Source organism: Rhizobium sp. A37_96 (assembly GCF_053521765.1).
Genome location: NZ_JBNWDS010000003.1, coordinates 367,335 through 383,513, shown reverse-complemented (window position 1 = coordinate 383,513; position 16,179 = coordinate 367,335). Strand labels below are relative to the sequence as shown.

Sequence of the window (16,179 nt, the reverse complement as noted above, 5' to 3'; positions counted from 1 at the left end):
ATCGGCCTTGAGCCGGGCCGATGACGGATTCGGGAGTGCCGAGGATGGTCGTTTCGATGACTGTATCGTCCCGCTGCCAGTAAAAGGGTGGAGCGGGGACAAATAGCACTCACGCCTGACCGGTGGCCGATTGGCGGCCGACCTGCCGTACCGTGTCGATGAAGGCTCTAAGTTTCGGCGCCAGCTCGGCGCGACGTGGGAAATAGAGAAAGAGACCTGCTTCCGTAACAGCATAATCGCTGAGGAGCTGGACGAGCCTGCCGGATGCGATCTCCGCCCGTACCAGGGGCTCGAAGACATAGGCGAGGCCGACCCCGGCCAAGGCCAGTTCGATCGCCGAATGCGATTCCGTGACGATTGCCCGGCCGTTGACGGTGACGGCCACGTCTCGCCCTTCCTCGACGAATTCCCATTGGTAGAGACCGCCGGAGCGGATCAGCCGGTAGCCGACGCAATTGTGGCTGGAAAGTTCGGCGAGCGTGTTCGGCCGGCCGAAACGTCCGATGTAGCCGGGGGAGGCGACCACGATCGACTGGAAGGGTGGCGTGAGGCGCACGGCCACCATGTCCTGCGCGATCATTTCGCCGATGCGTATGCCGGCGTCGAAACCTTCGGCGACGATGTCGGTCAGCCGCTCGTCCGAAAAGATCTCCACCTCGACTTCGGGATAGCGGTCTGTCATGGCGGCGATGACGCGGGTGACCGCCAGCGGCAGGCAGACGCGCGCCGCATTGATGCGCAACAGGCCGCTCGGCCTTCCCTTGACGGCCTTGATGCGCTCGATGCGCTCATGAATGTCCTGCAGCGCCGGGGTGATGGTGCCGATCAGGCTCTTGCCGGCTTCGGTCAGCGCCACGCTGCGCGTCGTGCGCGCAAACAGCGGCTGCCCGAGCCTTTCCTCCACCAGTCGCACGGCATGGCTGACGGCCGATGCGCTCATGTTCAATTCATTCGCGGCCGCGGCAAAGCCTCCGCGGCGTGCCACGGCGGCGACAATGGGCAGATGTATCAGCAGGTCGCGATCCATTGCTGCAGCATATCGCATAATGTGTGCGAATTAAATGACCTTATCGAAAGGATGAAAATCGGCGAACGTCGGCACTCCAAGCGCTGCGGGCTGTCCGGACCATCGGAAGACGGCCCCGCATATCTCAGAGGAGCATGACGATGAGCATGGAGTTTTACACGCTGGGCAATAGTGGGCTGAAAGTCACGCGGCTCGCCTTGGGTACGATGACCTTCGGCACAGAATGGGGGTGGGGAGCCGACAAGGACGCAGCGCGGGCCATCTTCAACGCCTATGTCGATGCCGGCGGCAATTTTTTCGATACTGCTGATGCCTACACAGGCGGCACTTCCGAGACGTGGCTCGGCGAGTTCATTGCCGAACGTGGACTGCGCGACGACGCGGTGATTGCCACCAAATTCACCATGAACCTGAGCGCGCGCACGCCGAACGCGGCCGGCAACGGTCGCAAGAACATCCTGCGCGCCGTCGAGGGCTCGTTGAAGCGGCTCAACACGGATCATATCGATCTCTATCTGCTGCATTGCTGGGATCGCCTGACGCCGCCGGAGGAGGTCATGCGAACCTTTGACGACCTCGTTCGCTCGGGCAAGGTGCGGCACGTCGGCCTGTCGGATGTCCCTGCATGGTACGCCAGCCGTGCCCAGGCCGTGGCCGAATATCGCGGCTACGAGCCTATTTCGGCGCTGCAGCTCGAATATTCGCTGGCCGAGCGCAATATCGAAAACGAGTTCGTGCCGTTCGGCACGCGTTATGGCGCCGGCATCATGGCCTGGAGCCCGCTCGCCAGCGGTCTCCTCAGCGGCAAATATCGTCCAAGCGGCAAGGGGGAAATCTCCGGCCGGCTCGAAACCCTGCGCGGCTCGACCAATCCCGGCTTTCAGAAATTCAACGAGCGCAATTGGGCGATCGTGGCCGAGCTGGAGAAAGTGGCGTCGGAGCTTGGCCGCAGCATGGCGCAAGTGGCGGTCAACTGGGTCATGACCCAGCCCGGGATCGCCTCGATCATCGTCGGCGCCACGAGGCTGGAACAGCTGAGGGACAATCTCGGCGCCCTGGATTTCGTGATACCGGCCGAACTACGCCGGCGCCTCGATGATGTCAGCGCCTTGCAGCCCACCTTCCCCTATTCCTTCTTCGGTCCCGAGATTCAGGGCAGCCTTACCGGTGGTCAGACGGTAGGAGGCAAGCCGGCGGATTACTATCCGGATCTCAATATTTCCGGGAGCTTCGCCGGCGTCAGCTGACCACCTCCCGATCGCAGCGACATGCCGGGAGCCACCGGCGTGTCGGCTTGAAATAAAGAGGATGCCTTGTTTCCTCCGGTTTCTGCTGCTACGGAGCCTGCCGTGGCTATTGATAGCCATGAAATCCGGTCGCAGCCCACCCGGTCAAAACAAGGGATCCTACATTATGAAGACCATCGTCATCTGCTCCGGCGGATTAGACTCCGTTTCGCTCGCCCACAAGGTCGCAGCCGAACATCAGCTTATCGGACTTGTCTCCTTCGATTACGGCCAGCGGCATCGCAAGGAGCTGGAGTTTGCCGCAGCCTGCGCCAGCCGGCTCGGCGTGCCGCATCAGATCATCGACATCACCGCCATCGGCAAGCATTTGACCGGCTCGGCACTGACCGACGACGTCGACGTACCGGACGGGCACTATGCCGAGGAAACGATGAAGGCGACGGTCGTGCCGAACCGCAATGCCATCATGCTGGCGATCGCTTTCGGTCTTGCCGCCGCGCAGAGGGCGGATGCGGTTGCCGTCGCCGTTCATGGCGGCGATCATTTCATCTATCCCGATTGCCGCCCCGGCTTCATCGATGCCTTCCAGCAGATGCAGAACCATGCGCTCGAGGGCTATGCCAGCATTTCGCTCCATGCCCCCTATGTCACCATATCGAAGGCGGATATCGTCACGGACGGCGCGCGGCATCGAACCCCGTTTGCCGAAACCTGGTCCTGCTATAAGGGCGGCGCGCGCCATTGCGGTCGCTGCGGCACCTGCGTCGAGCGGCGCGAAGCCTTCCATCTCGCCGGCGTCGAGGATCCCACCGACTACGAGGATCCCGATTTCTGGGTATCGGCGACCGCGCGATTTTCGGCCGAGGAGGTCAAGTGATGTTCCACATCACCAAGGAGTTTCATTTCTCCGCCTCGCATCGGCTGGCGCACTTGCCGGACGATCATCAATGCGCCCGCCTGCATGGGCACAACTACATCGTCGTGGTGGAACTTTCTGCCAGGGAACTCGATGGGAACGGCTTTGTGCGGGACTACCATGAGCTGCAGCCGCTGAAGCGCTACATCGAAGATGAGTTTGATCATCGTCATCTCAATGATGTGCTTGGCCATGATCGTGTCACGTCTGAATGCCTCGCCAAACATTTTTATGATTGGTGCAAGTCGCGTTTGCCCGAAACATCCGCCGTGCGCGTCAGTGAAACGCCGAAGACATGGGCGGAGTACCGGCCATGAGCGAGGCGCGCATTCGCGTCAGCGAGATCTTCGGGCCGACGATCCAGGGCGAGGGGATACTGATCGGCCTGCCGACGGTGTTCGTGCGCACAGGCGGCTGCGACTACCGATGCGCGTGGTGCGACACGCTGCATGCGGTCGACAGCGACTATCGCGATCATTGGCAGCCCATGTCGGTGAACGAAATCTGGTCGGAGGTGAAAAGGCTTTCCGGCGGCAAGCCGCTGACGATATCCCTGTCTGGCGGCAACCCCGCGATCCAGCCGCTTGGCCCGCTGATCGCGCGCGGCCATGCGGAAGGCTATCGTTTCGCGCTGGAGACGCAGGCAAGCCTGGCCAGGGAATGGTTCGCCGCGCTTGATGTATTGGTGCTGAGCCCGAAGCCGCCGTCAAGCGGCATGGTGACGGATTGGACAGCGTTTGAGGACTGTCTTCGCATGGCGGGTGGCGACCCGCAGATCGCGCAGAAGATCGTCGTCTTCGATGATCTCGACTACGCTTACGCACGAGAGGCCGCCGCCCGCTATCCGGATCTGCCTCTCTATCTGCAGCCCGGCAATCACACGCCGCCGCCGGCCGATGCGGAGGATGCCACCGTCGACATGGACGGCATTGTCGAACGCATGCGATGGCTGGTGGACAAGGTCAGCGCCGACCGGTGGTTCGAGGCGAGGGTGCTGCCGCAGTTGCATGTGCTCGTCTGGGGCAACAAGCGCGGCGTCTGAGTACGGCGCTCGTCGGCGCCGGGCTATTCCCTTTCGCCACGAGCGTCATCGGCGTCCACCGGCGGCTTGAGTTCGGCTTCGAAGATGTCGGCAAGCGTTCTCAATATCTGCTGAACGCCGGGGTGGTCGCAGGTATAGTATCTGAATTGCGCCTGACGGCGGACCTTCACGATCCCTGAGTGATGAAGACGCGTCAGATGCTGGCTCAGCGCCGATTGCGATATTCCGAGCTTTCTGGCCAGACTGTTGACGTCCTCCTCGCGGCCGGACAGGTGAATGCAGACCTCCAGACGCTTGGGGTTCGAGAGCTGGTTGAGAAGCTCTGCATGATAGATGAGACGCTCATCTTCTACGGTCTGATCTGAGGAATACATTGGCGCGGCCGATCGTTTATGGTTAATCTTTGGAGCCCCCGGCATCGCGCGATAATAAACGCAAAAGTTGCAAAATTATGGTCGGAATTATTGCAAAACGTTGCGCCTTCGCGGAGCAAACGGACCTCCCAGTTAAGGTCGATCGCCACTGATCAACCTCTGCTATTTGATAGTTAGGGTCCTATTGTAATTTTGGAATATGTCGCGTCACAGGATTTGCAATTATTCTGTAACAAAATCGAACGAACTGCCTTGTTTTTGTCCGTCTTTTGACATCGCACTGCTAATTAAGCCGGTTATCTTCCGTTGCAACGAACAGGAGGTAACCATGACCCATAGGGACTTGACGATCGCCGAAGTTCTCAGAGACCCGCTGATCCGGCAGGTCATGCGCGCGGATCACATTTCCGTAACCGGATTGGCAGTTTTGCTGCAGAACGCCGCGCGCAGACAGGATCTCGCCCTGTCCGCCAATCTCGCACCCGTGGCGCAGGCGGCTTCACATTCCATGCCACAGGCTGATCTGCGCTGATCGTTTTGCAGGATGCGCTATGGCCACGCCATATCGCGGGCGATCCTGACAGCGCTAATCTAGGTCGTGGCCTGTCAGAGCGCACCGCTCCGATTGAGCGAGATCGAATAGACGCTGGTGGTCGCCGTCATGAAGAGCCTGTGTTTGCCTCGGCCGCCGAAGCAGAGGTTGGAGACGGTTTCGGGCACGAGAATTTTGCCCATCAGATGACCGTCTGGCGCGATGCAGTGCACGCCGTCGGCAGCCGACGACCAGAGATTGCCGTCGCTGTCGAGGCGCATGCCATCGGCGCAGCCCGGCGAAATCACATGAAACACCTCGCCGCCGGATAGCCGCCAGTTCTCGCCGACATTGAAGACGCGAATGTGCTGCGGATCGCTGCCGTGAATGCGGCCGGTATCTGCGACATAGAGCTTCTTCTCGTCGGGGCTGAACGCGAGCCCGTTCGGGCAGTTGAAATCCGTCAGAATGGCGGAGATCGTGCCAGCCGCGTCGACGCGATAGACGTTGCACGGCAGTTCCTGCTCGCTTCTGTGACCCTCATAGTCCGTCGCGATGCCGTAGTGAGGATCGGTGAACCAGATGGCGCCGTCCGAGGCGACGACGACGTCGTTAGGCGAATTCAGGCGTTTGCCCTGATAGCTGTCGGCGATAACGGTGATCGATCCGTCATATTCGGTCCGCGTGACGCGCCTGCCGCCATGTTCGCAGCTGACGAGCCGGCCCTGGCGATCGCGCGTGTGGCCGTTCGAAAAATTCGAAGGGTCCCGGAAGACACTGATGCCTATGCCCGGTATCCAGCGCATGATGCGATTGTTGGGAATGTCGGAAAACAGCAGGCAATTCAGATCGCCGAACCAGACGGGTCCCTCCACCCAGTCAAATCCCGTAGCGATTTGCTTGACCGGGGCATTGCCCAGGATGAATTTCCCGAAGGCCGGGTCCATGGTCTCGAAGAACGACATTGTGACAATACCTCCCAGAAAGTTGCATCGCAGGATCGATCCGTTATCGATAACCCACTCAAACGAATCCGCAAGTTGCGAGGAGAGTGCATGAGCCATATTCTGACGTCGAGTGTCTTGAGCGACCAGGGAGTGATGACGCTCTTGACGGCGGCGATCTCCGCCGCGACCGAGATGGGGCAGCCGCAATGCATCGTCATCGTCGATCAATCCGGTGTGACGCTCGGCTCCTTCCGTATGCGCGGTTCGCGTTTCCAATCGCTGAAGAGCGCGCTTGCCAAGGCGCAAACGGCGGCGTCCATCGGTGCACCGAGCAATTCCTTGCCGGACCATGCGCGATTGCCGCTGGCCGTCGCAACGCATGGCGGGATGACGGGATTGCGCGGGGGCCTGCCGATCCGCGTTGCCGGCACGCTCGTTGGCGGCATCGGTGTCGGATCCGGGTCAGGCGAACAGGATGAGCAGGTAGCGCTCGCGGCGCTGAGGGCAATCGGCGCCGATCTCGACTAGATTTGGTCCGCGCGCGAAATCCACCATGCGCGTTTTCCCGCGGCAGGGAATATTCCCGACAACACAAACACAATGCCGATCATTGGCGCAGTGAAGGAAGAGGAAACGATGTCTCTCGGTCTTTTTGATCTCAAAGGGCGCCGCGCTCTGGTGACGGGGTCTTCGCAAGGCATCGGCCTTGCGCTTGCCAGGGGGTTGGCCGCCGCCGGCGCTGAGCTGGTCCTTAACGGCCGCGACAAGGAAAAGCTTGCCAAGGCGGCGGATGGTCTCGACGGCAAGGCGCATGTCCTGGCATTCGATGCCACTGATCATGATGCCGCGCGGCAAGCCGTCGATACGTTCGAGGCCGAGACGGGTGCAATCGACATTCTCGTCAACAATGCGGGCATGCAGTACCGCGCGCCGCTCGAGGATTTTCCCGCTGACGCCTTCGAACGGCTGCTGCGGGCAAACATATCGAGCGTCTTCAATGTCGGCCAGGCCGTCGCGCGCCATATGATCAGGCGCGGCGCCGGAAAGATCATTAATATCGCCAGCGTGCAGACGGCGCTGGCCCGCCCGTCGATCGCTCCTTACACGGCGACCAAGGGCGCGGTCGGCAATCTCACCAAAGGCATGGCGACAGACTGGGCCGGGCATGGGCTGCAATGCAACGCCATCGCGCCCGGCTATTTCGATACACCATTGAACGCAGCCCTTGTCGCCGATGCCGATTTTTCGGCGTGGCTGGAAAAACGCACACCGGCCGGCCGGTGGGGCAGGGTCGAGGAATTGGTCGGTGCCTGCATCTTCCTCGCTTCTGACGCGTCCTCCTTCGTCAACGGCCATGTGCTTTATGTGGACGGCGGTATCACCGCCTCGCTCTGATGGCCGGGAGTTCCTTCCGGAGCGTCTTTCGCCTCGGCGGCTTGGGCGACGCCGGGTCAGCCAAAGTCTGCGCACCGGCCCCGACGGGATCAACGCCCGACCGCACGAAACCTGCGAGCCGCCGAGCGGGTCGCGGATATCAAGGTGTTGCGCAGTTAGACCGATGCGACGGTTTCATCGCTATTGATGATGCGATGCAGTTACGCCAGGCGCGGCTGTAGCGCCAAGGGAAATGGCACGGGTCATGCCATTTCCTGCTGCCGGGATCGGCGTGTAGCCGGATCTTTTCCGGCCGGTCTCGATGATTGTCATCGGGAGCGAAACGGTTCTTCCGTCGTCCGGCAGCTTTCGGGCGAAAATGAAGAGCATGACGCTCTGTCTTGCCATTATCGAGCGTTCGGATGCGGCTATTCGCCGACGGCGTTCACGATGCGGCAAAGGTTCTTGCTGACGCCGGGAGCGACTTGCCCTGCTTGCACGATGAACACGGCATCGACGCGGCTTCCTTTGCCGTTCTTGCGCACGACGACACGCAGGGTCTGCGGCCTGCCGGATCCGCTCGTTTCCTGTTGCGCGGTCAGCGTGCCGAGCTTCTTTTCCACGTTCACATCGACAAAACCTTCGGCGAGAACGGCGCGCGATACTTTGTCAAACGCGGCATTGGGATTGATGGACGGAAACACCATCCACGTCTTGTAGGTGATGCCGGTAACCAAAGGAACGCCGCTGCTTTCATAATGATCCGAGCAGCCGTCAGCAAATGCCGGGGTCGTCGAAAGAAGGCCGAGAGCGAGGGCGCAAGCTATCCTTGTATGCATGATTTCATAGCCTCGTTGACAGTGGGGGAGACCGTCCAGGTCAATGCGATGATGTTGATAATATCGAGCGGTGGGTGTGTCTATCGATTATTGCGCTCTCGAGTAGTGGAATTTTAGATGGAAAGCATGATCCACGTCCTGCAGGACGGTTGGCGAGAGAACTAGGTCGCTATCGCAGATTGACAATGATGCCCAAGGGCAATTTTCGCGCGGATTTTCCGGCATCTTCCCGCAGGCGAATTCGTTGTCGACTAAATCCGAGGCGGCGAAGCGCCGCGGCCGCAAGCTGGAACGAGTTTAAACCGCTACGGCGGCGATCTGACAATGCAGCGACAATTCAGCTGCCGGTCCTGCCATCCACGAACGTATCCCGCATGGCCCGCAGGATGATTACGGCCGAAGCCGCGCCTGGGTCGATATGCCCAAGAGATCGCTCGCCCAGCCGCGCCGCGCGGCCGCGGGCGGCAACCATGGAGCTTGTGGAATTGGCTCCTGTTTCTGCGGCGTCGAGGATATGGTTCCACATGGCGATGACGTCGCGCGAGTGCGCCTTCGCGTCGACTGCGGCTTCGGCCGCGGGGATCCAGGCATCGAGCATGGTCTTGTCGCCGCGCTGGCCCTTGCCGCGCTGCTGAATGCCGGCCCGCATCTCGTCGACGATCATCGCCTGGCAGGCAGGCGATAGGGATTCGTCCGTTTTCAGCGCCTGCGAAGCCCGGCGAAAGGCTGTGGCATAGAGCGGGCCTGTCGACGCACCGACGGCGTCCAGGAAAGCGGAGGCGGCGGTCGAGAAAATCTCGGACGGCAATGCCCGCGCAAGATCGAGCTTTGCCAGTTCGGCGTTCACCGCCATGAAGCCGAGGGCCATGGTGATGCCGTGATCGGCGTCGCCGATCGCGCCGTCCAGCTCGGAGAGCCGGTCTTTTTCGGCGTTGATCGCGATCGATATGCGCTGAAACATGGTGCCCAGGCATCGCGCGGCTTTTTCCGACATCGTCGTCCTCCCGGTCCCGGCTGTTCCTATGTCGCCAGGCACTTTCTTATAGGTTCATCCGACCTTCAAGGTGAAGGTGTCGCACGGATGATGCAGCAGTTCCGTCAGTTCCTGATCGAGATGCAGGATGGATATGGATGCGCCGGTCATGTCGAGCGACGTGCAATAATGGCCAACCCAGTTCGCCTCGATCCGGATATCCTTGGCGCTCAGCCTCTGCTCGACGCGCCTGAAGAGAATGTAGAGTTCCATAAGCGGTGTTGAGCCGAAGGAATTGATGAGCACGGCGACACGATCACCCGCAACCGGTTTCATCTCCGAGAAGATTCGGTCCATCACCCGGTCGGTGATTTCGTCGGCACTCATCATCTTCTCGCGGGTGACCCCGCGCTCGCCGTGAATGCCCATGCCGAATTCGATATCGTCAGGCCCGATCTCGAAATTGTGGCGCCGCGTCTGCGGCAACGAGCAGGGCTCGAGCGCAACACCCATGGTAAAGGTCCGGTCGTTGGCCTTGCGCGTCACCGCCTCGCAGGCGTCGAGCGATAGTCCTTTGTCGCAGGCGGCACCTGCAATCTTGAAGATGAAGAAGTTGCCGGCAACGCCGCGGCGCCCCTCGCGGTCCTCGATCGGCGACGAGGAGATATCGTCCGTCGTCAGGACGGTGCGAACCTCGATCTGCTGCTCCTGCGCCAATTCCGCGGCCATCTCGAAATTCATGACGTCGCCGGCATAGTTGCCATAGACGAAGAGAACGCCTTTTCCACCGGAGGACGCCTTGGCGCATTCCAGGATCGGCGTCGGCGGTGGCGAGGAAAAGATATTGCCGATGGCGACGGCATCGGCGAGGCCCTTGCCGACATAACCGACAAAGCAGGGTTCATGGCCGGTGCCGCCACCGATCACGAGGCCGACCTTTCCGACCCTCGGGCCATGGCGGGCGACCAGTGTCCGGTTCGATCCCTTGATCGGCGCGACATGCGAGGCATGGGCCTTGACGATGCCTTCGAGCATCTCCTCGACGACGTCGTCGGGATTGTTGAGGAACTTCTTGATATGCGTGCGATAGCTGCTGGGCAACGCGGCGCTATTATCCGTTCTCGGACGATGCTGGGATTTCTGATCGAACTCGGTGACGCCATCCGCGTTGAGAATGCCGCGCCCCGTGGCGGCATCGGTGATGAGCACATTGATATAGCCGCCACGCAATGCCGCGAGGATCGCGGGCACCTTGTCGAAACCGCCGGCGACCGCGACGCGCAGGCTGATGGATTTCAGCATTTCAAGGGATATGCCGATGGTGCGCTCGTCGAGCGGTCCCAGAACCGGCTGGCCCTTCGCATCTATGAAGCGGCCGGCAAGAACGCCGACGGCATTCTTGGCCAGATAGTCCTGCAACGAGACGGATTCGAAGAAGCCGCTGCTGTGGATAGTGGAATTCGGTCTCAGCGACGCCACGCCGAAAACCGCCTTGTTGGCTTTGGCGAGGGTCGAGAACTGATCCTCGACCAGCGGCTCGCGCAGCAGGATGTCGCGGACCTCGGGGGCAGAGACGATGGCGGGCGCGGTAATATTGATCAGCTTGCCGCCTGTCGCATTCGCAAAGGCGCTGGCGCAGAGTTCCGGCGTGTAGGCAAAGCGCGCGCGCGTGCCGCCGGTCGCCTGAACGATGGTGACATCCTGAAGGTTGGGCACATTCGCCTGCTCGCCGACGGCGAGGACCGTTCGTCCCCAGGCGACGGCAAGCGTGTCGCCCGATTTCAGAAGCCTGGCCATGGCCTGCGCGCCGGCCGTCCCGAGGCGGTCGATCAGCGGCCGGGTTCCATCGTCGCTCGGCACGACAAGACAGTCATGCAGGCCAAAATGGCGCTTGAGTTCCTGTGCAATGGAAAGAGAGCTCAGCCGCGAGGGCTCGAGCGAAATATTGACGATGCCGCGGCTGCGTGCGTCGGCAAGATAGCTGTTCACCGTTGCCCGCGAAATCCCCATGATCTCGGCGATATCGCCCTGGGTCTTGCCATCTTCATAATAGAGCCAGCAAGCCCAGACATAGGGATCGTCGCCATAGCGCAGTGGCATGGTGTCGATTGAGTCCGGGACGCCGGCCTTGCTTGCACTATTTTTGCCGACCGAGGATGCCTTGGCTGTCATGACGATTCACAATTCCCTTTTCCCGCCCGAACATGGAAGCAATGGCGCATGTTTGCAAATGCTTCTTCCTGGGGCGGGCGGCGCGCGCCCCCGCGACGGATCGCGGGATCGCGCGGCCTTGGGAGAACCCGTTTATTGCAGCCGTTCGCGCGCACCCAGGGAAAGTTCCTTGAGGATGATCGCACAGGAGGTTGCACCTGCATCCAGCACGCCGAGCGAGCGCTCGCCGAGCCGGCTGGCGCGGCCGATCCTGGCCACGAGATTGAGCGTGGAGTCGCGGCCGGCCTCGGCGGCGGCGACCAAGGCGTCGAGCGCCTCGGCAAAGGACGTGCCGGCCGCATCCGCAGTATCGAAGGCCTCGATCGCCGGAACCAGCGTATCCAGCAGGGTCTTGTCGCCGACCTTGGCCGAACCGATCGACTGGATGCCTTCGAGCCCCGCATGCAGTGCCCGGCTATAGGCCGCACTGTCGATCGCGTCGATGCCTTCGAGCTTTTCGGCGAACTCGGTGAACATGACGCCATAGAGCGGGCCCATGGAGCCGCCGATCTCCGTCATCAGCACGGTGCCGAGCGTGTCGAGCGACGCCGACAGCGACTGGTTCTTGCCCTTCAGGCGCTCCGCGGCCATGCCGAAGCCCTTGGCCATGTTGACGCCGTGATCGCCATCGCCGATCTTGCCGTCGATCTCGCTGAGATAGGCCCGGTTTTCGACGATGCGCTCGGCCATTGCCAGGACGATGTCGCCGGCCGCTGCGTTGTTGAATGTCTGCATGCGTGCGTCCCCCTCAGAGCAGCGTCGTGCACTTGACCTCGACGTCCAGAAGCTCCTTGAGCTCCTCGTCGAGCGCCATCACGGTCAGCGTCGCGCCGATCATTTCCAGCGACGTGAAGTAGTTGCCGATATAGGTCTTGTAGATCTTGAGGCCACGCTCGGAGATCTTCGTTTCGATCGTGTCGTTCAGGATATAGAGCTCGTTGACCGGGGTCGCACCCAGGCCCGATACGAGGACGGCCACTTCCGCTCCGGCCGGCAGATTGTGATCGTCGAGAACGATCTGGCACATGGCCTCGCCGATCTCGGCTGCCGTCTTCAGCGGCTCGACGCGAACGCCGGGCTCGCCATGGTGGCCGATGCCGACTTCCATCGTGCCGGGTTCGATCTGGAAATTCGGATGACCGACGGCGGGCAGGGTGCAGGGACCCAGACCGATGCCGACGGAGCGGCAGCTGTCGATTGCCTTCTGCGCGGCGACGCGGACTTCCTCGAGGCTTGCGCCCCTGGACGCCTTGGCGCCGCCGACCTTCCACATGAAGATTTCGCCGGCCACGCCGCGGCGCTTCTCGCGCTCCTCGGGCGGTGCCGAGCAGACATCGTCGTTGGCGACGACGGTGGCGACCTCGATGCCGTCCTTCGCGGCAAGCTTCGTCGCCATCTTCACGTTCATATTATCGCCGGCATAGTTGCCGTAGAGGCAGATTACGCCGCGGCCGCCATTTGCCTCGCGAATGGCATCGTGGAAGCTCTTGGCCGTCGGCGACGAAAAGAGTTCGCCAACCGCGACCGCATCCAGCATGTTCTTGCCGGCATAGCCGATAAAGGCCGGCTCGTGGCCCGAACCGCCGCCGGTGATCACGCCGACCTTGCCGGCATGGGGTGCATCCTTGGCGACGACGACGCGCGGATTTTCTGCCAGACGAACGATGTCCGAGTGTGCCTTGATGAAGCCTTTTACAGTATCTTCAACGACTTCATCCGGATTGTTGATGAACCGCTGCATGGTCTCTCCTGTAGAATTGTCGAGCGTATGCGCTCAGAGAATGGTGTAGCCGCCGTCGATCAGAAGATCGGCGCCGTTGATCATGTCCGCGCCGGACGACGAGAGGAAAACAGCCGCGGCTGCGATCTCCTGCGGGAAGGCGAAACGGCCGGTGGGGATGCGCTTCTTGGCGGCCTCGCCCTTCTCGCCGGCCCAGGCCTTCTTGCCGAGTTCGGTCAGGACGATCGTCGGCGAGATGGTGTTGACGTTGATGCCGTGCTTGCCCCATTCGGCGGCGAACGTCTTGGACATGCCGATGACGCCGAATTTGGAGGCGCAATAGGCGACATGCTCTTCGATGGCGACCGTCCCGGCCTGTGAGGCAAGGTTGACGATCTTGCCGCCCTTGCCGGCGGCGATCATGGCGCGACCGACAGCCTGTGTGACCAGGAACGTGCCTTTGAGATTGATGTTTATCGTTTTATCCCAATAGTCTAGCGGAAGATCTTCAGCCGGTGCGAGAAAAACGACGCCAGCGCTGTTGACGGCGATATCGATGCCGCCGAAATGCGAGACCGCATCGCTGACGGCCTTGTTGACCGAGGCGGGATCGGAGACGTCGCAGACAAATGCCGCAGCGCCGCCGCCGATTTCGGATGCCTTGGCCTTCGCCATGTCGACATTGATATCGAGAACCGCGACCTTTGCGCCCTTGGAGGCGAATGCGGCTGCGACCGCGGCGCCGATGCCGGAGCCGCCGCCCGTGACCAGGGCGATCTTGCCGGAGAGCGGGAAGTTCAAATCAATGTCTGGAGATGTCTCGGTCATCTTGTTCAAGCCTCTAGCTGGGGATTGGGTGGGGCGAGACGATCGCCCCACCTTCACTGATTCTACTTGCGGGTTTCGAGCAGCTTGTCGACGTTTTCTGCCGTTACCGGGGTCCACGGAACATTGTAGTTCTTGTCCTTGCCGTCGTTGAACGGCATGGCTGGATACTGTTCCCAGATCTTGGATTCCGGCTTGTAGTCGCCTTTCTTGGCGGCGAAGATCGCGAGATCGAGGGCGCCCTGCGCCTGTGCGCTGGCGTCCTGCAGGATGGAGGTCATCGTGCCGTCCTTGACGGCGTGGAGCGCATCGGTGATCCCGTCGATACCGGCAATGGCGAAATCCTTGACGTTGAGCTTCGCGGCCTTGATTGCCTCGATCGCGCCGAGCGCCATCTCGTCGTTCTGGCCGATGACGCCGTTGATCTGGCCCGGGTGAGACGTCAGCCAGTTTTCCATCAGCGTCTGGGCTTCGGCACGCGACCAGTTGGCGGTCTGATCTTCCAGCACCTTCACATTCGGGCACTCGGCAAGCGCCTTCTTGTTGCCTTCGAGGCGCGAGATTTGCGCCGACTGGCCGATCGGGCCTTCGAGGATGACGACGTTGCCCTTGCAGCCGATCTTGTCGAGCACGGTCTTGGCTTCCATGTAGCCGGAGATCGTGTCGTCGGAACCGACATAGGAGGTCAGGAGATCGGAGTTGACGCGGGTGTTGGAGCCGACAACCGGGATGCCGGCGTCATGGGCTGCCTGAACGGCGGTTGCCGCAGCTTCGATATCGATCGGCACGAAGATGATCGCATCGAACTTCTGCGTGATCATCGTGTTGACCTGCTCCTGCTGGACGAGCGCGTCGTAACGGCCGTCGAAGATGGTCAGATCCACGTCGCCGTTCTTGACGGCGGGATGTTCCTTCAGCGCCGCGGACCAGATCTGCATGAACTCGGCATTGAGGCCATAGGGTGCCGCGCCGATCTTCAGTTTCTTGTCCTGGGCGAGGGATGGCGAGGCCAGAAGCGCAGTGGCCGCTGCAAGAGCAATCAATAATTTCTTCATTATAAGTCTCCTCCGTTGAAAGTCCGGCGGCCGTTCTGACGCGCCGTTGGGTTTCCGAGTGCGAACACAGGGATTTCTTTGGGCTCAACCGCCCAGGTTTCTCTTTTGGTCGAGCATGACGGCGCCGACGATGAGCGCGCCCTTGAGGACCTGCTGGTAGTAGGACTGGATCCCCATGAGATCGAGGCCGTTGTTCATGACGCCGATGATCAATGCGCCGATCAGCGTGCCGGTGATGCGGCCGACGCCGCCGGAAAGGCTGGTGCCGCCGATGACGACAGCGGCGATTGCATCGAGTTCGTAGGCGATGCCGGCCTGCGGCAGGGCGGAACCCGTGCGGGCTGCGAGGATCATGCCTGCCAGCCCGGAAAGGCCGCCGGAGATGACGTAGACGAGGAAGCGCAGCTTGCCGACATTGATGCCCGAGGTGATGGCGGCATGCGGATTGCCGCCAACGGCATAGATGTAGCGGCCGAAGCGCGTGCGGTTGAGAACCCACCATGCGACGACGAAGACGATGGCAAGCAAGATGACCGGCATCGGAATGGAGAGGACGCTGCCGGTGCCGATCCAGCGGAAATCGGGCGTGAGAGCGGGAACCGGCTTGCCGCCGCCATAGATCAGCGTCAGGCCGCGTGCTGCCGATAGCATGCCGAGGGTCGCAACGAAGGCGGGAACGGCAAAGCGGGAAACGATGAACCCGACCACGGCGCCGCAGGCGATACCGACCAATATTCCAACCGCAAGTGCGACATAGGGCGGGTAGGGTGCGCCGACGATGCCGGCCGTCGCCGAGGTCGTCGCGAAGCTCGCGCTGACGATGCCGGTCAGTGCGACCACCGAGCCGACGGAAAGATCGATGCCGCGCGTCAGGATGACGAAGGTCATGCCGATCGCCAGCACGCCGTTGATCGAGGTCTGCAGCAATACGTTGGAGATGTTGCCGGCCGTCAGAAAATACTCATTCGAGAACGAGAGGACGGCGGCAAGCAGCAGGAAGGCGAGAAAGATCCCGTATTCCTGAATGATCAATCTGCGCCGGTCCGAGCCGAACCAGGAATTGGGCTGATTGTTGTCAGTGGCGGACATTGCAAATA

At 61.4% G+C, this 16,179-nt stretch carries 18 protein-coding genes; 7 read left to right on the top strand and 11 right to left on the bottom strand.

Annotated elements, in window-relative coordinates; all coding sequences use genetic code 11:
• Positions 1-109 precede the first annotated feature (109 nt).
• A complete protein-coding gene (locus ACQZ6J_RS13550) occupies positions 110-1,027 on the bottom strand; it encodes a LysR family transcriptional regulator (RefSeq protein ID WP_449084431.1) in 918 nt (305 codons plus the stop codon).
• 140 nt (positions 1,028-1,167) lie between these two features.
• On the opposite strand from ACQZ6J_RS13550, the gene ACQZ6J_RS13545 reads away from it, so the two are divergent.
• From ACQZ6J_RS13545 to queE, 4 genes are all read left to right on the top strand, one after another.
• Positions 1,168-2,274 carry an aldo/keto reductase gene (locus ACQZ6J_RS13545; RefSeq protein WP_449084430.1) on the top strand — a complete coding sequence of 369 codons (1,107 nt, stop codon included), beginning with the start codon at positions 1,168-1,170 and terminating at the stop codon, positions 2,272-2,274.
• Positions 2,275-2,440: 166 nt separating this feature from the next.
• Entirely contained in the window at positions 2,441-3,151 is a 711-nt protein-coding gene (queC, locus tag ACQZ6J_RS13540; protein ID WP_449084429.1) for a 7-cyano-7-deazaguanine synthase QueC, read from the top strand.
• The gene (queD, locus tag ACQZ6J_RS13535; protein ID WP_449084428.1) at positions 3,151-3,507 is read left to right on the top strand and encodes a 6-carboxytetrahydropterin synthase QueD; all 357 of its coding nucleotides are present in this window, start codon (positions 3,151-3,153) and stop codon (positions 3,505-3,507) included. The genes queC and queD overlap by 1 nt, the downstream gene beginning before the upstream one ends.
• Positions 3,504-4,232, top strand: a complete 729-nt coding sequence (gene queE / locus ACQZ6J_RS13530) for a 7-carboxy-7-deazaguanine synthase QueE (protein ID WP_449084427.1) — start codon at positions 3,504-3,506, stop codon at positions 4,230-4,232. The genes queD and queE overlap by 4 nt, the downstream gene beginning before the upstream one ends.
• 23 nt (positions 4,233-4,255) lie before the next feature.
• Here queE and nrcR read toward each other — a convergent pair whose 3' ends face one another.
• Positions 4,256-4,606, bottom strand: coding sequence for a transcriptional regulator NrcR (gene nrcR, locus ACQZ6J_RS13525; protein ID WP_163985212.1), 351 nt, complete (start codon positions 4,604-4,606; stop codon positions 4,256-4,258).
• Positions 4,607-4,934: 328 nt separating this feature from the next.
• On the opposite strand from nrcR, the gene ACQZ6J_RS13520 reads away from it, so the two are divergent.
• Positions 4,935-5,138: a hypothetical protein gene (locus tag ACQZ6J_RS13520; protein ID WP_163985213.1), complete on the top strand. Its 204-nt coding sequence runs from the start codon at positions 4,935-4,937 to the stop codon at positions 5,136-5,138.
• Positions 5,139-5,212: 74 nt separating this feature from the next.
• Here ACQZ6J_RS13520 and ACQZ6J_RS13515 read toward each other — a convergent pair whose 3' ends face one another.
• Positions 5,213-6,103, bottom strand: coding sequence for an SMP-30/gluconolactonase/LRE family protein (locus ACQZ6J_RS13515; RefSeq protein WP_449084426.1), 891 nt, complete (start codon positions 6,101-6,103; stop codon positions 5,213-5,215).
• A 90-nt stretch (positions 6,104-6,193) separates the two neighbouring features.
• Between ACQZ6J_RS13515 and ACQZ6J_RS13510 the strand changes: the two genes are divergently transcribed.
• Positions 6,194-6,613, top strand: a complete 420-nt coding sequence (locus ACQZ6J_RS13510; RefSeq protein WP_449084425.1) for a GlcG/HbpS family heme-binding protein — start codon at positions 6,194-6,196, stop codon at positions 6,611-6,613.
• 108 nt (positions 6,614-6,721) lie between these two features.
• Complete coding sequence (locus ACQZ6J_RS13505) at positions 6,722-7,480, top strand: SDR family oxidoreductase (RefSeq protein WP_449084424.1); 759 nt, start codon at positions 6,722-6,724, stop codon at positions 7,478-7,480.
• A gap of 407 nt (positions 7,481-7,887) precedes the next feature.
• Here the strand turns inward: ACQZ6J_RS13505 and ACQZ6J_RS13500 are convergent, their stop codons facing one another.
• The 8 genes from ACQZ6J_RS13500 to ACQZ6J_RS13465 form a co-directional block, all read right to left on the bottom strand.
• Complete coding sequence (locus tag ACQZ6J_RS13500; protein WP_163985217.1) at positions 7,888-8,298, bottom strand: hypothetical protein; 411 nt, start codon at positions 8,296-8,298, stop codon at positions 7,888-7,890.
• Positions 8,299-8,635: 337 nt separating this feature from the next.
• Positions 8,636-9,292 carry a dihydroxyacetone kinase subunit DhaL gene (gene dhaL, locus ACQZ6J_RS13495; protein ID WP_163985218.1) on the bottom strand — a complete coding sequence of 219 codons (657 nt, stop codon included), beginning with the start codon at positions 9,290-9,292 and terminating at the stop codon, positions 8,636-8,638.
• A 54-nt stretch (positions 9,293-9,346) separates the two neighbouring features.
• Positions 9,347-11,443 (bottom strand): bifunctional sugar-binding transcriptional regulator/dihydroxyacetone kinase subunit DhaK, encoded by a 2,097-nt coding sequence (locus ACQZ6J_RS13490; protein ID WP_449084423.1) that lies wholly within the window; start codon positions 11,441-11,443, stop codon positions 9,347-9,349.
• Positions 11,444-11,575: 132 nt separating this feature from the next.
• On the bottom strand, positions 11,576-12,217 hold the full coding sequence (dhaL, locus tag ACQZ6J_RS13485) for a dihydroxyacetone kinase subunit DhaL (RefSeq protein ID WP_163985220.1): 642 nt from the start codon (positions 12,215-12,217) through the stop codon (positions 11,576-11,578).
• A 13-nt stretch (positions 12,218-12,230) separates the two neighbouring features.
• On the bottom strand, positions 12,231-13,223 hold the full coding sequence (locus ACQZ6J_RS13480) for a dihydroxyacetone kinase subunit DhaK (RefSeq protein WP_449084422.1): 993 nt from the start codon (positions 13,221-13,223) through the stop codon (positions 12,231-12,233).
• Positions 13,224-13,256: 33 nt separating this feature from the next.
• On the bottom strand, positions 13,257-14,030 hold the full coding sequence (locus ACQZ6J_RS13475; protein ID WP_449084421.1) for an SDR family oxidoreductase: 774 nt from the start codon (positions 14,028-14,030) through the stop codon (positions 13,257-13,259).
• A gap of 62 nt (positions 14,031-14,092) precedes the next feature.
• On the bottom strand, positions 14,093-15,082 hold the full coding sequence (locus tag ACQZ6J_RS13470) for a substrate-binding domain-containing protein (RefSeq protein ID WP_449084420.1): 990 nt from the start codon (positions 15,080-15,082) through the stop codon (positions 14,093-14,095).
• 84 nt (positions 15,083-15,166) lie between these two features.
• Positions 15,167-16,171, bottom strand: a complete 1,005-nt coding sequence (locus tag ACQZ6J_RS13465) for an ABC transporter permease (protein ID WP_449084419.1) — start codon at positions 16,169-16,171, stop codon at positions 15,167-15,169.
• Positions 16,172-16,179: the final 8 nt, after the last annotated feature.

What these genes read in the sequence shown, in the direction of transcription:
- ACQZ6J_RS13470 (WP_449084420.1), bottom strand. Translation starts at nt 15,082, where the DNA reads ATGAAGAAATTATTGATTGCTCTTGCAGCGGCCACTGCGCTTCTGGCC.
- ACQZ6J_RS13490 (WP_449084423.1), bottom strand. Translation starts at nt 11,443, where the DNA reads ATGACAGCCAAGGCATCCTCGGTCGGCAAAAATAGTGCAAGCAAGGCC.
- ACQZ6J_RS13510 (WP_449084425.1), top strand. Translation starts at nt 6,194, where the DNA reads ATGAGCCATATTCTGACGTCGAGTGTCTTGAGCGACCAGGGAGTGATG.
- nrcR (WP_163985212.1), bottom strand. Translation starts at nt 4,606, where the DNA reads ATGTATTCCTCAGATCAGACCGTAGAAGATGAGCGTCTCATCTATCAT.
- ACQZ6J_RS13545 (WP_449084430.1), top strand. Translation starts at nt 1,168, where the DNA reads ATGAGCATGGAGTTTTACACGCTGGGCAATAGTGGGCTGAAAGTCACG.
- queD (WP_449084428.1), top strand. Translation starts at nt 3,151, where the DNA reads ATGTTCCACATCACCAAGGAGTTTCATTTCTCCGCCTCGCATCGGCTG.
- ACQZ6J_RS13500 (WP_163985217.1), bottom strand. Translation starts at nt 8,298, where the DNA reads ATGCATACAAGGATAGCTTGCGCCCTCGCTCTCGGCCTTCTTTCGACG.
- ACQZ6J_RS13505 (WP_449084424.1), top strand. Translation starts at nt 6,722, where the DNA reads ATGTCTCTCGGTCTTTTTGATCTCAAAGGGCGCCGCGCTCTGGTGACG.
- queE (WP_449084427.1), top strand. Translation starts at nt 3,504, where the DNA reads ATGAGCGAGGCGCGCATTCGCGTCAGCGAGATCTTCGGGCCGACGATC.
- ACQZ6J_RS13465 (WP_449084419.1), bottom strand. Translation starts at nt 16,171, where the DNA reads ATGTCCGCCACTGACAACAATCAGCCCAATTCCTGGTTCGGCTCGGAC.
- ACQZ6J_RS13480 (WP_449084422.1), bottom strand. Translation starts at nt 13,223, where the DNA reads ATGCAGCGGTTCATCAACAATCCGGATGAAGTCGTTGAAGATACTGTA.
- queC (WP_449084429.1), top strand. Translation starts at nt 2,441, where the DNA reads ATGAAGACCATCGTCATCTGCTCCGGCGGATTAGACTCCGTTTCGCTC.
- ACQZ6J_RS13550 (WP_449084431.1), bottom strand. Translation starts at nt 1,027, where the DNA reads ATGGATCGCGACCTGCTGATACATCTGCCCATTGTCGCCGCCGTGGCA.
- ACQZ6J_RS13475 (WP_449084421.1), bottom strand. Translation starts at nt 14,030, where the DNA reads ATGACCGAGACATCTCCAGACATTGATTTGAACTTCCCGCTCTCCGGC.
- dhaL (WP_163985220.1), bottom strand. Translation starts at nt 12,217, where the DNA reads ATGCAGACATTCAACAACGCAGCGGCCGGCGACATCGTCCTGGCAATG.
- ACQZ6J_RS13515 (WP_449084426.1), bottom strand. Translation starts at nt 6,103, where the DNA reads ATGTCGTTCTTCGAGACCATGGACCCGGCCTTCGGGAAATTCATCCTG.
- ACQZ6J_RS13520 (WP_163985213.1), top strand. Translation starts at nt 4,935, where the DNA reads ATGACCCATAGGGACTTGACGATCGCCGAAGTTCTCAGAGACCCGCTG.
- dhaL (WP_163985218.1), bottom strand. Translation starts at nt 9,292, where the DNA reads ATGTCGGAAAAAGCCGCGCGATGCCTGGGCACCATGTTTCAGCGCATA.